Source organism: Streptomyces enissocaesilis (genome assembly GCF_039533765.1).
Lineage (GTDB): Bacteria > Actinomycetota > Actinomycetes > Streptomycetales > Streptomycetaceae > Streptomyces > Streptomyces enissocaesilis.
This window is the reverse complement of record NZ_BAAAUD010000021.1, coordinates 41,421-54,438: the sequence shown is the minus strand read 5'-3', so window position 1 is coordinate 54,438 and position 13,018 is coordinate 41,421. Positions and strand designations below refer to the sequence as shown.

Annotated in this window: 17 protein-coding genes and 1 pseudogene; 7 read left to right on the top strand and 11 right to left on the bottom strand. The window is 70.4% G+C overall.

The window, feature by feature from the left end:
- Positions 1 to 90: 90 nt before the first annotated feature.
- Together ABD374_RS11225 and ABD374_RS11220 are read left to right on the top strand one after the other, a co-directional pair.
- Positions 91 to 576 (top strand): hypothetical protein, encoded by a 486-nt coding sequence (locus ABD374_RS11225; RefSeq protein ID WP_344494063.1) that lies wholly within the window; start codon positions 91 to 93, stop codon positions 574 to 576.
- Between the two features lie 249 nt (positions 577 to 825).
- Positions 826 to 1,245, top strand: a complete 420-nt coding sequence (locus tag ABD374_RS11220; protein ID WP_344494061.1) for a DUF1348 family protein — start codon at positions 826 to 828, stop codon at positions 1,243 to 1,245.
- 40 nt (positions 1,246 to 1,285) lie between these two features.
- Here the strand turns inward: ABD374_RS11220 and ABD374_RS11215 are convergent, their stop codons facing one another.
- The 5 genes from ABD374_RS11215 to ABD374_RS11195 form a co-directional block, all read right to left on the bottom strand.
- The gene (locus ABD374_RS11215; protein ID WP_344494059.1) at positions 1,286 to 1,552 is read right to left on the bottom strand and encodes a DUF4235 domain-containing protein; all 267 of its coding nucleotides are present in this window, start codon (positions 1,550 to 1,552) and stop codon (positions 1,286 to 1,288) included.
- Positions 1,552 to 1,932 carry a DUF3618 domain-containing protein gene (locus ABD374_RS11210; protein ID WP_344494057.1) on the bottom strand — a complete coding sequence of 127 codons (381 nt, stop codon included), beginning with the start codon at positions 1,930 to 1,932 and terminating at the stop codon, positions 1,552 to 1,554. The genes ABD374_RS11215 and ABD374_RS11210 overlap by 1 nt, the downstream gene beginning before the upstream one ends.
- Positions 1,929 to 2,348 (bottom strand): phage holin family protein, encoded by a 420-nt coding sequence (locus ABD374_RS11205; protein WP_344494055.1) that lies wholly within the window; start codon positions 2,346 to 2,348, stop codon positions 1,929 to 1,931. The genes ABD374_RS11210 and ABD374_RS11205 overlap by 4 nt, the downstream gene beginning before the upstream one ends.
- Positions 2,349 to 2,512: 164 nt before the next feature.
- Positions 2,513 to 3,061, bottom strand: a complete 549-nt coding sequence (locus ABD374_RS11200; protein ID WP_344494053.1) for a phosphatase PAP2 family protein — start codon at positions 3,059 to 3,061, stop codon at positions 2,513 to 2,515.
- A 56-nt stretch (positions 3,062 to 3,117) separates the two neighbouring features.
- On the bottom strand, positions 3,118 to 4,182 hold the full coding sequence (locus ABD374_RS11195) for a YihY/virulence factor BrkB family protein (protein ID WP_344494051.1): 1,065 nt from the start codon (positions 4,180 to 4,182) through the stop codon (positions 3,118 to 3,120).
- 154 nt (positions 4,183 to 4,336) lie between these two features.
- On the opposite strand from ABD374_RS11195, the gene ABD374_RS11190 reads away from it, so the two are divergent.
- The gene (locus tag ABD374_RS11190) at positions 4,337 to 5,185 is read left to right on the top strand and encodes a DUF2382 domain-containing protein (protein WP_344494049.1); all 849 of its coding nucleotides are present in this window, start codon (positions 4,337 to 4,339) and stop codon (positions 5,183 to 5,185) included.
- A gap of 336 nt (positions 5,186 to 5,521) precedes the next feature.
- Positions 5,522 to 6,283 (top strand): class I SAM-dependent methyltransferase, encoded by a 762-nt coding sequence (locus ABD374_RS11185; protein WP_344494047.1) that lies wholly within the window; start codon positions 5,522 to 5,524, stop codon positions 6,281 to 6,283.
- A gap of 124 nt (positions 6,284 to 6,407) precedes the next feature.
- On the opposite strand, the gene ABD374_RS11180 is transcribed toward ABD374_RS11185, so the two are convergent.
- Entirely contained in the window at positions 6,408 to 6,908 is a 501-nt protein-coding gene (locus ABD374_RS11180) for a hypothetical protein (protein ID WP_344494045.1), read from the bottom strand.
- Between the two features lie 185 nt (positions 6,909 to 7,093).
- On the bottom strand, positions 7,094 to 7,573 hold the full coding sequence (locus tag ABD374_RS11175) for a DUF2000 family protein (RefSeq protein ID WP_344494043.1): 480 nt from the start codon (positions 7,571 to 7,573) through the stop codon (positions 7,094 to 7,096).
- A gap of 49 nt (positions 7,574 to 7,622) precedes the next feature.
- Between ABD374_RS11175 and ABD374_RS11170 the strand changes: the two genes are divergently transcribed.
- Positions 7,623 to 8,426, top strand: coding sequence for a helix-turn-helix transcriptional regulator (locus ABD374_RS11170; protein ID WP_344494041.1), 804 nt, complete (start codon positions 7,623 to 7,625; stop codon positions 8,424 to 8,426).
- 526 nt (positions 8,427 to 8,952) lie between these two features.
- On the opposite strand, the gene ABD374_RS11165 is transcribed toward ABD374_RS11170, so the two are convergent.
- From ABD374_RS11165 to ABD374_RS34560, 3 genes and pseudogenes are all read right to left on the bottom strand, one after another.
- Positions 8,953 to 9,906 carry a DUF6397 family protein gene (locus ABD374_RS11165; RefSeq protein ID WP_344494039.1) on the bottom strand — a complete coding sequence of 318 codons (954 nt, stop codon included), beginning with the start codon at positions 9,904 to 9,906 and terminating at the stop codon, positions 8,953 to 8,955.
- 107 nt (positions 9,907 to 10,013) lie between these two features.
- A complete protein-coding gene (locus tag ABD374_RS11160) occupies positions 10,014 to 10,427 on the bottom strand; it encodes a roadblock/LC7 domain-containing protein (protein WP_344494037.1) in 414 nt (137 codons plus the stop codon).
- Positions 10,428 to 10,626: 199 nt separating this feature from the next.
- Positions 10,627 to 10,785: pseudogene (locus ABD374_RS34560) on the bottom strand (MHYT domain-containing protein); the annotation flags it as partial.
- A gap of 317 nt (positions 10,786 to 11,102) precedes the next feature.
- Here ABD374_RS34560 and ABD374_RS11155 point away from each other — a divergent pair.
- On the top strand, positions 11,103 to 11,702 hold the full coding sequence (locus tag ABD374_RS11155) for a class I SAM-dependent methyltransferase (protein ID WP_344494035.1): 600 nt from the start codon (positions 11,103 to 11,105) through the stop codon (positions 11,700 to 11,702).
- A 27-nt stretch (positions 11,703 to 11,729) separates the two neighbouring features.
- Here the strand turns inward: ABD374_RS11155 and ABD374_RS11150 are convergent, their stop codons facing one another.
- On the bottom strand, positions 11,730 to 12,632 hold the full coding sequence (locus tag ABD374_RS11150; RefSeq protein WP_344494033.1) for an oxygenase MpaB family protein: 903 nt from the start codon (positions 12,630 to 12,632) through the stop codon (positions 11,730 to 11,732).
- A gap of 98 nt (positions 12,633 to 12,730) precedes the next feature.
- Here ABD374_RS11150 and ABD374_RS11145 point away from each other — a divergent pair, with 98 nt between their 5' ends.
- Positions 12,731 to 13,018 (top strand): hypothetical protein, encoded by a 288-nt coding sequence (locus ABD374_RS11145; protein WP_344494263.1) that lies wholly within the window; start codon positions 12,731 to 12,733, stop codon positions 13,016 to 13,018.

Here is a 13,018-nt window from a genome sequence, read left to right as displayed (position 1 = left end):
CCCGACGGAAACACCCGAAAGAGGCGGTGCCTCCCCGCACCGGACGGCCCGGCCGCTGCCGCGGGAGGACGGAAGGACGGAAGGACGAGTATGCGCTGGATCGCGCTGACCAGAGCTCAACTGAAGCGGACGACCGACGCGTTGTTCCCTCCCCGCACCTCGTCGGCGCCGGCCCCGGACGCGTTGCTCGTACGGGCGCCCGCCGGGGGCGAGTGCTGGAACTGCGTCGAGCGACGGCAGATCAGCTGGCGCATCACGGGGGCCCTCGACTATCCGTGCAATGTCCTGCTGGAGCGCGGGACCGGGCAGGGGCACTGGTCCCCGGCCGCGGTGCTGGCCTCGCAGGTCGACCCGCGCGCGCTCGGGACGTCCGTCGTGGTGCCGGAGCTGCCCTCGGGGCCGTACCGCGTACGCATCACCTCGCCCGAGCTGCCGTACGACGCCTGCAGTCCGCCCCTGACCATCCGTACGGTCCGGAAAGAGAGCTCTGCGCCGGCATCTCCCGCGCGGTACCGGATCCGCCGTACCCGGCGCCATGTCCGGCGTCGTATCCGCCGGTGGAGGGCGAGGCCATGAGTGTGCCCCTCGGTCGAGGCGAGGAGCGCGGGTCGCCGACCGCCGGCCACCGGCCGCACAGCGACAAGGGCGCCCTCACCTGACGCGAGGTGAGCCGCCGGACGTCTACTGCGCCCGATGCCGTGCCGGAGATCCGGCCGTCACTCCCCGGCGTGTCGCGCCTCCCTCCCCCTTGCCGGAGAACCGCTGTTCTCCTAAACTGCCCCACACAGGGGAGAATGATCGTTCTCCCGCGTGTGGGGGGGAGTCATGTCCGACAAGAGGCCGCCGTTCCCGCCGTTCACCACCGAGACCGCCCGGCAGAAGGTCAGGGCGGCCGAGGACGCGTGGAACGGCTGGGACCCCGAGCGGGTGTCCCTCGCCTATACCGAGGACTCCGAGTGGCGCAACCGCGACACGTTCCTCCGGGGGCGCGCGGAGATCGTGGAGTTCCTGCGGGGCAAGTGGGAGCGCGAGCAGGACTACCGCCTGCGCAAGGAACTGTGGGCCTTCACGGACAACCGCATAGCCGTCCGTTTCGAGTACGAGTGGCACAACCACGAAGACCAGTGGTTCCGCAGCTACGGCAACGAGACCTGGGAGTTCGACGAGAACGGCCTGATGCGCCGCCGCTACGCGAGCATCAACGACCTCCCCATTTCCGCGGACGAACGACGCCTGGTCCTCTGACCCGGTCGGCCCGGGCGCGGCGCCCCCGGCCGGGCGGGGGTCAGCCGGGCCACGTTCCGGTCAGGCGCCGCACGGCGGTGGCGCCGCCGCGGTCGACCATCGCCTTGACCGCGGCGAAGATCGCGCCCTGCAGGGTGGCGGCGATCAGGATTTCCCGCCAGCCGCGCTCCTCGTCGGTGGCGTCGGGGGCGTCCTCGTCGTGGCCGGCGACCTTCCACACCTGCTTGAAGACCGCGCCGGCGAGGACACCGCTCATGACGCCCAGGACCAGGCCGACCGGCTTGTAGACAATCTTGGACGCTTTCATCAACACCTCCTGCTGCGTCGCACGACGACGATCATGGCGAGCGCGGTCACGCCGACACCGGCGAGCACGAGCAGGTTACGGGTGGTATGCGCGCCTGCGCCCTCCGTCCGGCCTTCTCGCGAACCGGCCTGCGGGGTCTTGTCGTGGATCTTCCGCCCCAGGGTGTGGGCGGTTTCGGTCAGCTGTTCATTGGCGGAAGCGGCCTTGTCGTGCACCAAGCCCTTCACCTTCGCCGCCTTCTGCTGCGCCTGCGCTTTCACATCGGCTTTGGCGGCCAGGGCTTCGACCGTCCGGCCGAGCTCCTCGCGGGTCCGCTCCACCTGTGTCCGCAGTTCGTCGGGGTCGGGCGTGGAGCTGTTGTCCCGTGCCTTGTCCGTCATCGCCGTGCCCTCTCCTTGATCTCGGCCACGTCGGCCTTGACACTGTGGATGGCCTGCTCGGGAGCGGCGGGCGTGGCCCGGGCGACCTGTTTCTTGCCGACGGCGGCGAGTACGGCCGCCACCACGAGCAGGACGACGGTGACGGCCAGGGCGGCGAGCCACAGCGGCCAGACCAGGTCCAGGACTATGACCGCGGTGGCCGCCACTGCCTGCAGAGCGACGAAGCCGAACACACCGGCTCCACCCAGCAGACCGCCACCGAGCCCGAACCGCTTGCCCTTCTGCTGCATTTCGGCCTGCGCCAGCCGCAACTCCTGCCGCATCAGCCGGGAGATCTGCTCCGACGCCTGTTTCACCAGCTCACCGACCGATTCTCCGGTGTCCCTGGGGGGCGGGTAGTCAGCTGACGTGCTCATCGTCGTGACCTGCCTTTCACTGCTCGGCCTTCCGGTTCCTGTCCGCACAAGCGGTGGTTACAAGTGGTAGTTCTTACTGCGCCTACCCGCCAGTCGACAGCTGATCCGGCGATGCGGCGATCCAGTCGTGCGGCGACCAACCGCCCACCCGTGGTCTCGACGCACTACAACAAGGCACGCGGCAGCAGTCGCGGCGCATGGTGGACCAGCACGGCACTGCCCACGCCTATGGCGGCGCCGACCACGACGTCGCTGGGGTAATGAGCGCCGGTGTGGACGCGTTCCAGGGCCACCATCACGGTGGGAACCGCGGCGGCCGCTCCCAGCCACGGCGAGGTGAAGGCCACCGCGACAGTGAAGCCCACGGCGGCTGCGGTGTGCCCGGAGGGGAAGGAAGAACTGTCCGGCCGGTCCTCGGCGTCGTCGTGCGGGATCATCTCCACGGGAGGCCTGCGCCGGTCGTAGAGCTGCTTGCACACCGCATTCGCGATCAGCTGCGCGGTGAGCATGCCGGCCACTCCCCCGGCCGCGGCCTTGCGCTCCGAGCGCCCTCCGACGGTGGCCATGGCCAGGGCCGCGCCCCACCACAGCTTGGTCTTCTCGGCCGCGGACTCCACGGCCGGCAACGCCTGCCTCGCCCAGAGCGAGTCCCAGGAGGCGATCCGGCTGGTCAGCCGTCGGTCGACGCGACGCGCGTCATCGAGGAGTCGCACGACCGCCCGTTTGGGCCGCGCGGTACGGACTTCCCGGTTCGCATGCCCCGGCCCGGTCATTCACGGCCCATCTGCTTGCGGTCCTGATCACTCCACTTGCGGGTGTCCCGCGGTTCGACGTAGGGCTCCTCATCGGCGGGGTGACCACCGATGATGGCGCGTTGACGGAACATCTCCGCATCGAACTCCAGGCCGAGCAGGATCGCCAGGTTGGTGATCCACAGCCACACCAGGAAGATGATCACTCCGGCGAGGGTGCCGTAGGTCTTGTTGTACGAACCGAAGTTCGCCACGTACAGCGCGAAGCCCGCCGAGGCGATCATCCAGATCACGAGGGCGAGGAAACTGCCGGGGGTGACCCACTTGAAACCGCGGCCCCTGGCGTTCGGCGACGCCCAGTACAGGAGCGCGATCATGATGGTGACCAGCAGGACCAGGACCGGCCACTTGGCGATCGACCAGACGGTCAGGGCGGTGTCCCCGATCCCCAGGGCCGTACCCAACTGCCGGGCCAGCCCGCCGGTGAACACCACGATCAGCGCGCTGACACAGGCCAGGACCATCAGGATCAGCGTCAGGGCCAGCCGCAACGGTGTGACCTTCCACGCCGGGCGGCCTTCGGGGATGTCGTAGACGGCGTTGGAGCTGCGGATGAAGGCGGCCACGTAGCCGGAGGCCGACCACAGCGCGCCGACCAGGCCGACGATCGCCAGGATGGATCCGGTGCCGCCGCTGGCCTGCAACTGCTCGACCGCGTTGGTGATGATGTCGCGGGCCGCGCCGGGTGTGAGCTTCGTGAGGTTGTCCAGGATGCTCTTCGTCGCCGACTCGCCCGCGATCCCCAGCAGCGAGACCAGCACCAGCAGTGCGGGGAACAGAGCCAGGACCCCGTAGTAGGTCAGCGCCGCGGCGCGGTCGGCCAGCTCGTCGTCCTTGAACTCCGCCACCGTGCGGCGCAGCACCGCCCCCCACGACTTCTTGCCCATTCCGGTGGGCCCGTCCGGAGCCCCGTGCTCCGTCCGGGGGTCCGGCCCGGCACGGTGGCCGGGCTCCGCGTCCGCCCCGGCGCCTGTCGGCCGGTCCTGGTCGTCTCCATGCGTGGGCTGCCACTTCGATGCCATGACCTACGAGTAACCCCAAAATCCCCGTTGCGCACCTGGAGCCGAGCACGAATATTAATATTTTTTATTAGTGATTGTCCCCTGTTGAGGCGTTTCTCCATGCTTCCACCGGTTACCCGAGCCACTGACCACAGAGAGAAGCAGGAGGACCGAGATGATTACCCGAGAGCAGATCCCCGCGGTGCTGGACCACCCGGTCTACGACGCGCAGGGAAACAAGATCGGCGACGCCAAGCACGTGTTCCTCGACGATGCCACTCACCAGCCGGACTGGGTCAGCGTCAAGACCGGTCTGTTCGGCACCAGCGAGTCGTTCGTCCCCATCCATGACGCCACCATGGTCGAGGACCACCTGGAGGTCCCGTATCCCAAGGACCGGGTGAAGGACGCCCCCAACGTCGATGTCGACGCCGGCGGCCACCTGTCGGAGGACGAGGAGCGGCGCCTGTACGAGCACTACGGCATCGCATGGGACGAAGCGTGGCAGCAGGCCAACCAGCCCGGCCGAGGCGGATGGGCCCACGCCGACCCGGACACCGGGACGGCCGACGGCACCGACACCGCCGGGTACGTCGACGCCGGCGCGGCCGCCGGCGACGCCCGCGCCCGGTCGTCCGGCGATGACGCGATGACGCGTTCCGAAGAGGAGATGCGCGTCGGCGTCGAGCGCCGCGAAGTGGGTCGGGCACGGCTCCGCAAGTACGTGGTGACCGAAGAACAGCAGCAGACCGTCCCCGTGCGTCACGAGGAGGTCCGCGTGGAACGGGAGCCGATCACCGACGCCAACCGGGACCAGGCTCTGTCCGGGCCGGAGATCTCCGAGGCCGAACACGAAGTGATCCTGCACGAGGAACGGCCCGTCATGGAGACCGAGACGGTACCGGTCGAGCGCGTCCGTCTCACTCCCGAGGAGCACACGGCCCAGGAAACGGTCAAGGGCAAGGTGCGCAAGGAGCGGATCGAGACCGAAGGCGACGACGAAGGCGACGACCGCCGGCACTGACCGCTGCGACCGCGCATCCGCACACGCCCGCCTCCGGGCGCCCCGCCGGGAAAGACCCCACGCCCGCCCGGGCCTGCCGCAACCTGCGCATGTCCCGGGCGGGCACACCTCCGACGCTTCAGGTGACACTCCGGGGCGCCACCGGGACGAGCGCATCGGCCGTAGCCCCTTTTCCCGCTCGTGTACGTCCGCGGACGAGCGGCCCCGGGTGCGCCCGAGGGCGCGACGGGACGCGAGGCAAGTCGTGATGTGACGGTGTGGCGCTGTGGCGGTGCAGGGACAGCGCGCAGAAGAATTCCCTTTGACCTCACCCTTTTTCATGATGATGATCCGGGTATGTCACACACCTTCGACGAACTTGTGTCCGAGGCGGAAGCCGTCTCGGTGGACGGCTGGGACTTCTCCTGGCTGGAGGGCCGGGCCACCGAGCAGCGCCCCTCGTGGGGATATCAGCGCACGATGAGTGAGCACTTGACCCGCGCTTCCGCCGCCCTCGACATCCAGACCGGCGGCGGGGAAGTCCTCGCCGGCGCGCCGAGACTGCCACCGACCATGGTGGCCACGGAGTCCTGGCCACCCAACGTCGCCAAGGCGACCAGGCTGCTGCATCCGCTCGGCGCAGTCGTGGTGGCCGACGACGACGAACCTCCGCTGCCCTTCGCCGACGCCGCCTTCGACCTGGTGACCAGCCGTCATCCGGCGACGGTGTGGTGGCAGGAGATCGCCCGCGTGCTCCAGGACGGCGGCACGTACCTGGCCCAGCACGTCGGCCACTCCAGCGTCTTCGAGCTGGTCGAATACTTCCTCGGGCCGCAGCCCGAGGAAGTCCGCCGCGGCCGCCACCCGGACGACGAACGCCGGAACGCCGAGGCCGCCGGCCTGGAGGTTGTCGACTTGCGGTTCGAGCGGCTGCGGACCGAGTTCTTCGACATCGGCGCGGTGGTCTACTTCCTTCGCAAGGTGATCTGGATGGTTCCCGGTTTCACCGTCGACCAGTACCGCGACCGGCTGCGGGAACTGCACGACAAGATCGAGAGCGAGGGGCCGTTCGTGGCCCACTCGACCCGTTTCCTCGTCAAGGCCCGCAAGGCCGTCTGATGGTGTCCGTTACGTCCGATACGGCGACCGGCGGCACCAGGACCGGTACAACACGCCGGGCGGACTCCGGACCGGCGAGCACACGGCCGGCCTCAGGGCGTTTCTGCCGCCCTTGTCGCATCTGTCACCCGCCGAACACCCCGGCGCTGTGGAGATAGAGAGCCACTATCCCGGCCACGCAGGCAAGGACCACCCAGGAGCTGAAGCCCGTATGCCTGCCGCCCGGCCGCGGCTTGCCGGACAGCCCGGACCGTCTCGACCGCCCGGACCGTCCTGGGCGTCCTGGCCGTCCGGAGCGACCGGCCCTTGAGGGATCCGGCGCTCGCGTCGCCGCATCGGCGGCGGTCTCGGCGAGCAGGCGACGGCAGGTAGCGGCGAGCTCGCCCGTCCCGGCGGCAAGGGGCACGATCACTTCCGAACGCGCCGGGGCCGTGGTGCCGCCGTCGAGGATGCGGCCCGCGCGGACGAGGACCTCGCCCCGGCCCCCCGCAGGAGCAAGACTGATCCAGCGCCGCACGTGCTCACCCCGGATCACCACGCCCCCGGCCCGGTCCCGGTACACGGTGCGCTCCCGCCACAGCACCTCGGCCAACTCATCGGCTATGTCCTTCAGTTGCCCATTCATTTCTCCCCCTTCGCCGTACGGCACTCGATCAAGCACCGCACTCTAGCGACAGGTACACACCAAGTCCGCCGCCGGGGCCCGCCCGGGCATGGTGGTGCCGGAGCTCCGGGACCGGGCATTCAGCACCGCCGCGGGCAACAGCAACAGGCACGCACCACACCGGAACGGGCGAGGCGTGAAGCCGGTCAGGGGTGCATTCGCGCGCCCTTGAGGACCTTGTCCACCGCGTTGCGCGGCCCGTAAACGGCCATTCCCACCAGATCGAGCCGGCCCCTGCCCACGGCTCGTACAGCCGCACGGTTGTCCCGGTCGTTGCCCGTGCCGAACAGATCCGACGTGAACACGGCCCTCGGCAGCGAGCGGGACAGCGCCCGGCCGTGCGCGGCGGTCAGTGTCTCCTTCGTCCCCTCGAAGACCAGCACGGGCTGGCGGAACATCGGCAGATACGCGGTGTCGTCGGCGTCCGCGTACGGCTCGCCGATCACCTCGGGCGATGCCGTGCCGAGCCCGCTGACCAAGAAGGCCGTCACATTCAGCCGCTGCCAGGACTCAAGGTCGTCACGCAGCAGGACGGCGATCCTGGTGTCGAAGCGGACCGGCCCGCCCTCGGGCTTTGCGACGGTCCCGATCCCGGTTCCGGTCTCGATCTCATGCTCAGTTCTCATGCTGCGAGACTCCACGGTGCGCGCCTTCTCCGTCTTGTACGTTCTTTGCATGGTGCCCCGGCAGGAGATCTCCGCCTGGCGCCCGCGGGTCGCGGGCGTCGTGGAGGTCTTCCACGCCCACTTCACCGAGCACGCGTACCCCATGCACGTCCACGACGCCTGGACCCTGCTGATCGTCGACGACGGCGCGGTCCGTTACGAACTGGACCGCTACGAGCGCGGCACCCCGAGCGACACCGTGAGCCTGCTCCCGCCGCAGGTCCCGCACAACGGCTCACCTGCCACCCCTCACGGTTTTCACAAGCGCGTGCTCTACCTCGACATGACGCAGCTGGACGAGAGCTTCATCGGGCCGGCGGTGGACGGCCCGGACCTCGCCGATCCCGTCCTGCGCAGACGCGTCGGGCAGCTGCACACAGCCCTCGCGAACCGGGGCGACGAGTTGGAGGCGGAGAGCCGTCTGGCCCTCATCGGTGAGCGACTGCGCGGGCATCTGCGTCCCGGGCCGGCCGTCGGCAGGGCGGAGCCCGGCCGGGGCGTCGCCCAGAGCCTGCGTGACCTCCTCGACGAGCGACTGCGGGGAGGCATCGCCCTGGAAGAGGCCGCACGCCTGGTGCACGCCCACCCCGCCCATCTCGTACGTGCCTTCAGTGGTGCCTTCGGCATTGCTCCGCACCAGTACGTGACGTCCCGCCGCGTCGACCTGGCCCGCCGCCTGCTGCTCGACGGGCAGCCGCCGGGCGAGGTGGCGACCGCCGCAGGTTTCTACGACCAGTCCCACCTCACCCGGCACTTCAAGCGGTTCGTGGGCACCACCCCGGGCCGGTACGCCCGTACCGGGATCGCCGGCTGAGCACGGGCCGCCCGCGCCTGCTCCCCGGCGCGGTCGTCCCACCGACCGCGCCGGGCAGGGCGGGGTGCTCAGACAGCCGCTCGCTCGGCGCCTTGGAGGGGGGTGCGGTCAGGGACAGGCGGGGCCAGTGGGCGACGTCGCGGCACAAGGATCCGGATCTCGGGGACCATGGGGTTCGGACGGTTGAAGGTCCGCCACGCGTGGCGTTGAGGCCCCGCCCGGCACCAGGACCAGCTGCCCGTCACTTCTCCACCCCCGTTCGGCTGTTGATGCTGTGACCGCACACGCAGGTTCGCCAGTTGGGTCAGGCTGCGGTCTTGAGGGACCGTCGGTCCCAGCGGACGCGTTTCTCACTACCGATCCTCACTACCGATCCTCACTACCGATTCTCACTGCGGATGCGGGCGCGTCCTCGGCGTTCGGCGGCGCGGATGCCGGGGCGCCGGGCCGGGTCGGGTCGGGTCGGGTCGGCCGTATGCCACGTGGGGCGAACGCAGGCGTTCCGGCCTGTTCCGTCGACGTCTCCTCAGCCATCGAGCGAGCCCGAGCCGTGGTCGGACAGCCCATGAGCCCCGGAATCCCGTGATCGCCAAGAGGGGAGCTGATCGCCAGGGGACTTCCTGCGGTGCAGCCATGCGCGCAGGCCCCGGGACGTCTCCGGGACGGGAGGAGGCAGGGGGCGGCTGTTCTCCGGGCGCGGCGCGGGGCGGTGTTCGCGGGCCTCGTCCAGGAGCAGTGCGAGGTTCACCCGCTGCCAGAGGATCTCGTCGGGGCCGTCGGCCGGCAGCAGCCGGTCCATGGCCTCGCGCGTGGCGGGCGATTCACCGTGGCGCCCCACCAGCCCTGGCCGGAGTCTGTTGAGGTACGCGCGCTCGTAGGGGTCGTCGACGACCTCCGCGAACTGGACGGGGTCGAGGGCGGTACTGGTGATCGCCGCCTGCTCCCAGGGGTCTTCCGTCTGCCGTGTCAGCAGACCGAGGCGCCGGCCCCGCCAGTTGCGGGCACGGCGGTCCTCCCCCGCGTCGAGCAGGGCACGCATCGCCTGCGGTGACCTGCCGGTGAGCAGACCGGGCTCGCGGTCGGCGAGTTCCTTCAGTTCTTCGGCGAGGTACAGCCAGACGACCGCCCGGCAGCGGTTCAGGTGGAACTTGACGGGAGTGAGGTACCCGGTGCGGGCGAGCTTGCCGAACCGGACGGAGCTGATGCCCATCAGCTGCGCGCCCTCGGTGGTGCCTACGGTCCGGACCCGCTCACGCAGCGTTTCCTGGTTCAGGCCCGCCGCCCGGAGCCTGTCGATCTCCTCGCGGGCGACCCGGCGGTGGCTGCCGTCCGCGTCAACTGTGGTGCGGATGTGGCCCAGAAGGACCCCAAGGTCCAACTCACTCCGCTTCAAACCGAGTTCCTGGGCGGCCCGGGACGCGGACAGCGGCCTGCCGGCCCGGGCCACGGCAGTGGTGCGGTGTGCTTCTCGTACGGCCATGATCGTCTCCCCGTGAGCCGCGAATACTCTCGGTGACGACCGTAGCCCGGATGGCGCGTTGCCCGCCCAGCCTGTGGACAACTTTCGGCCGGGCGCGTACGCGCAGGTCAGAGCTCGGTGTCCCCGGCGAGACCCGGCTGCCTCGCGGCAACCCCGAGGTGTTCGCCGACTCGGTTGACGAGCAGCGTCATCTCGTACGCGACCTGTCCGATGTCGGCCTCGGCGGCACTCAGCACGCACAGGCAGCTGCCGTCGCCCGCCGCGGTGACGAAGAGAACCCCGTCCTCGAACTCGACCATCGTCTGGCGGACTTTGCCGGCCCGGAAGTGCCGGCCCGCCCCCTTGGCGAGGCTGTGCAGTCCCGAGGACACCGCGGCCAGATGCTCGGCGTCCTCGCGCGCCAGGCCGGCGCTCGCCCCGGTCACCAGGCCGTCGTTGGACAGCACCAGTGCGTGCCGCACGTGCTCGACCCGGTTCGCCAGGTCGTCCAGAAGCCAGTCGAGTCCTTTGTCCAGCGCCATGTCGCGGCCCTCCCCGTTCATTTGTTCCCCGTTGCCCCCGTTCGGGGACAAGCCTTCCCCACTGGCGTCGTCGCGGCAAGCACGGGTCTCCTTCGGTGCCACGGGCATCAGGCGCGGAGGGGGCCCGGGGTGGTTCAGCCCACCGTGTCGAGCGGCCGGGCCGTGCGCATCCTTCCGGCGTACTCGACGAGGTGTACCAGAACCCGTAGGAGACGGCGCCGTTCAGGCGCAGCGCGGCCATGCCGAGGTAGTGCATGCTCGCCACGCCCAGCCGTGTGGTGAGGCCGCCGAGGAGCAGCGCCCTGCCACGGTCACGGCCGTAGCCGACCGCGAACACCCCGGCGCCGACGACCAGCATCGCGACGAAGTGCATCGTCCAGCTGCCGGTGCCGATGGCGGACGCGGCGGTGATCAGCCAGTCGCGGCGGGAGCGTCCGCCCGCGCCCAGCGCTCGTACGGTGCGGCGCAGCGCGAGGGCGGCGCGGTCCAGGTCTCCCATGGCCGAGGGACGCCGGTCCCGCAGGGGGCGCACGCAGGGAGCGCATTTCGAAAGCTGCCGGAAGACGACAGAGGTACGTTCCCGGACGACCGGACCCAGCTCGAACATGCATACCACATCTGTGTGGGAGTCGCCGGAGTTCCGAAGAGGCGGGAGTGAGGGGAGACGATGGGCGCATGGCCGACGATCACACGCACGTTCAGGATTTCTTCACGGCCCGGGCCGCGGACTGGGACGCCCGCTTCCCGGACGACGGACCGGCCTACGCCGCCGCGGTGGCCCGCCTCGGGCTGCGGGCCGGTGACGCCGTGCTCGACGCAGGCTGCGGCACGGGGCGCGCACTGCCGTTCCTGCGCGACGCCGTGGGCCCCGGGGGTTCGGTGCTGGGCGCCGATGTGACACCGGCGATGCTGGAGGCGGCGGTGCGCGCGGGCCGCGATCGCGGCGCACGGCTGCTGCTCGCCGATGTCGCCCGGCTGCCCGTACGGACAGGGGCCCTGGACGCCGTCTTCGCGGCCGGGCTGATCGCGCACCTCCCCCGCCCCTCGGAGAACCTGCGCGAGCTGGCCAGGGCGGTGCGGCCCGGCGGCCTGCTGGCGCTGTTCCACCCCATCGGCCGCGCGGCCCTCGCGGCGCGTCAGGGACGGCAGATCACCCCGGACGACCTGCGGGCCGAGCCGAACCTGCGGCCGCTGCTGGAGCGTTCCGGCTGGCGGCTGACGTCGTACACCGACGAGAGCGACCGGTTCCTGGCGCTGGCCGTCCCCCGGGACTGAGCCAGGAGCCCCGCCGCCCCGGCCGGGTCATTCGGCGGTGGCAGCCGGGCCCTCGATGTGCGGAACCGGGCAGACGCCCGTGCCGGGCGTCGGAAAAGTCCCCAGGTTCGCGACCGTGTAGCCACCGGGGTAGCCCTTGATCTCGGGATTCTGCCGGGCGTAGTGCGGCGTGCTGCGCGGTGGCATCAGGCGGACGGCGCGGGCGCGCAGCCGGAGGGCACCCCTGACCAGCGCTCGCGCGGCGGGCGCCGGGGGGTCGTAACGGAAGGCCCGCAGGAGCGCGTCGTCGAGAAGGGCGAGGCTCGCGCCGCGCGCCAGCGACGCGAGGGGGCGCGGGTACCAGGACGCCATGAGGGCGAGGGTGGCGTCCGAGACCTTGCGTGCCCCCTCGTCCCAGCCGAAGTGCTGCGCCTCGTAGGTGTCGAGGCAGTGCTCGAACTCCTCGTAGGACTGCGGGATGTCCTTGATGCCCATGCGCCGGCCGAGCGTGCGGTAGTAGGCGGCGGACGCCCGGAGCTCGTGGTCGGACAGCCGGCGCCAGCCGTAGGAGTCGATCCAGCGCTTCGGCATGACGACGAACGTGCACAGCACATAGCGCATGTCGTCGTTGCTGATGTCGTAGCTGCGGTGCATCTGGTTGATGCGGCGGATGGCGGTCCGGCCGTCCTCGGTGTCGAAGCCGTGCTCCACGACGGTGTCCAGGAGCAGCGCGGTGTCGTCGTAGCGCTTCTGCGAACGGTCGGTCAGCTCGGCCGTCTCCGCGAGGAGGCGGCCGATGCCGGGGACCGCGTAGGTGCGGTAGAGGGCCAGCTCCAGGGCGCGCGTGTAGTCCCAGGGGAACTCGTACGTCGCGGTGAGCCGGTAGATCGCCAGGAAGTCCTTCTCCGGATCGAGTCGCCGGATCTCCCGCAGTCGGTCGTAACGCTTCAACGCACCGTCCCCCTTCTGCCGCCCGGGCTCCAACTCTACGTTGGGAGAGCACACATGGATGGGTCGTGATCGAACCCCTCAAGAAGAAGGTGGTCCGGATGCTGGACAGACTCCGGAAGCGCTTCGGGCCGCGTCGGGGCAGTGCGCCGCGGGCGCACCCGGAAACGCGGCAGCACAACATCTTCGAGGCCGCTGCGGCCTATGTGTCCGCGTGCGCGGACGACGACGAGCCGCGTATGGATGAGGCGGCGGGCTGGGTCTCGCCGGAGGCGCTCTCCTTCGGCGTCAACGAACTGGCCTGCCGCGCGGTCATCGCGCTCGCGCGGGAGCGCGGCCAATCACCGCGCACCGTGGCACGTACGCTTCTCGGCCTCCCGGCGGCCTGA

Bases quoted from the DNA above. Each gene is read 5' to 3' on its own strand.
- ABD374_RS11185 (WP_344494047.1), top strand. From the start codon at position 5,522: ATGTCACACACCTTCGACGAACTTGTGTCCGAGGCGGAAGCCGTCTCG.
- ABD374_RS11210 (WP_344494057.1), bottom strand. From the start codon at position 1,932: ATGACGGACAAGGCACGGGACAACAGCTCCACGCCCGACCCCGACGAA.
- ABD374_RS11160 (WP_344494037.1), bottom strand. From the start codon at position 10,427: ATGGCGCTGGACAAAGGACTCGACTGGCTTCTGGACGACCTGGCGAAC.
- ABD374_RS11175 (WP_344494043.1), bottom strand. From the start codon at position 7,573: ATGAGAACTGAGCATGAGATCGAGACCGGAACCGGGATCGGGACCGTC.
- ABD374_RS11170 (WP_344494041.1), top strand. From the start codon at position 7,623: ATGGTGCCCCGGCAGGAGATCTCCGCCTGGCGCCCGCGGGTCGCGGGC.
- ABD374_RS11225 (WP_344494063.1), top strand. From the start codon at position 91: ATGCGCTGGATCGCGCTGACCAGAGCTCAACTGAAGCGGACGACCGAC.
- ABD374_RS11145 (WP_344494263.1), top strand. From the start codon at position 12,731: ATGCTGGACAGACTCCGGAAGCGCTTCGGGCCGCGTCGGGGCAGTGCG.
- ABD374_RS11220 (WP_344494061.1), top strand. From the start codon at position 826: ATGTCCGACAAGAGGCCGCCGTTCCCGCCGTTCACCACCGAGACCGCC.
- ABD374_RS11205 (WP_344494055.1), bottom strand. From the start codon at position 2,348: ATGAGCACGTCAGCTGACTACCCGCCCCCCAGGGACACCGGAGAATCG.
- ABD374_RS11190 (WP_344494049.1), top strand. From the start codon at position 4,337: ATGATTACCCGAGAGCAGATCCCCGCGGTGCTGGACCACCCGGTCTAC.
- ABD374_RS11180 (WP_344494045.1), bottom strand. From the start codon at position 6,908: ATGAATGGGCAACTGAAGGACATAGCCGATGAGTTGGCCGAGGTGCTG.
- ABD374_RS11165 (WP_344494039.1), bottom strand. From the start codon at position 9,906: ATGGCCGTACGAGAAGCACACCGCACCACTGCCGTGGCCCGGGCCGGC.
- ABD374_RS11215 (WP_344494059.1), bottom strand. From the start codon at position 1,552: ATGAAAGCGTCCAAGATTGTCTACAAGCCGGTCGGCCTGGTCCTGGGC.
- ABD374_RS11195 (WP_344494051.1), bottom strand. From the start codon at position 4,182: ATGGCATCGAAGTGGCAGCCCACGCATGGAGACGACCAGGACCGGCCG.
- ABD374_RS11155 (WP_344494035.1), top strand. From the start codon at position 11,103: ATGGCCGACGATCACACGCACGTTCAGGATTTCTTCACGGCCCGGGCC.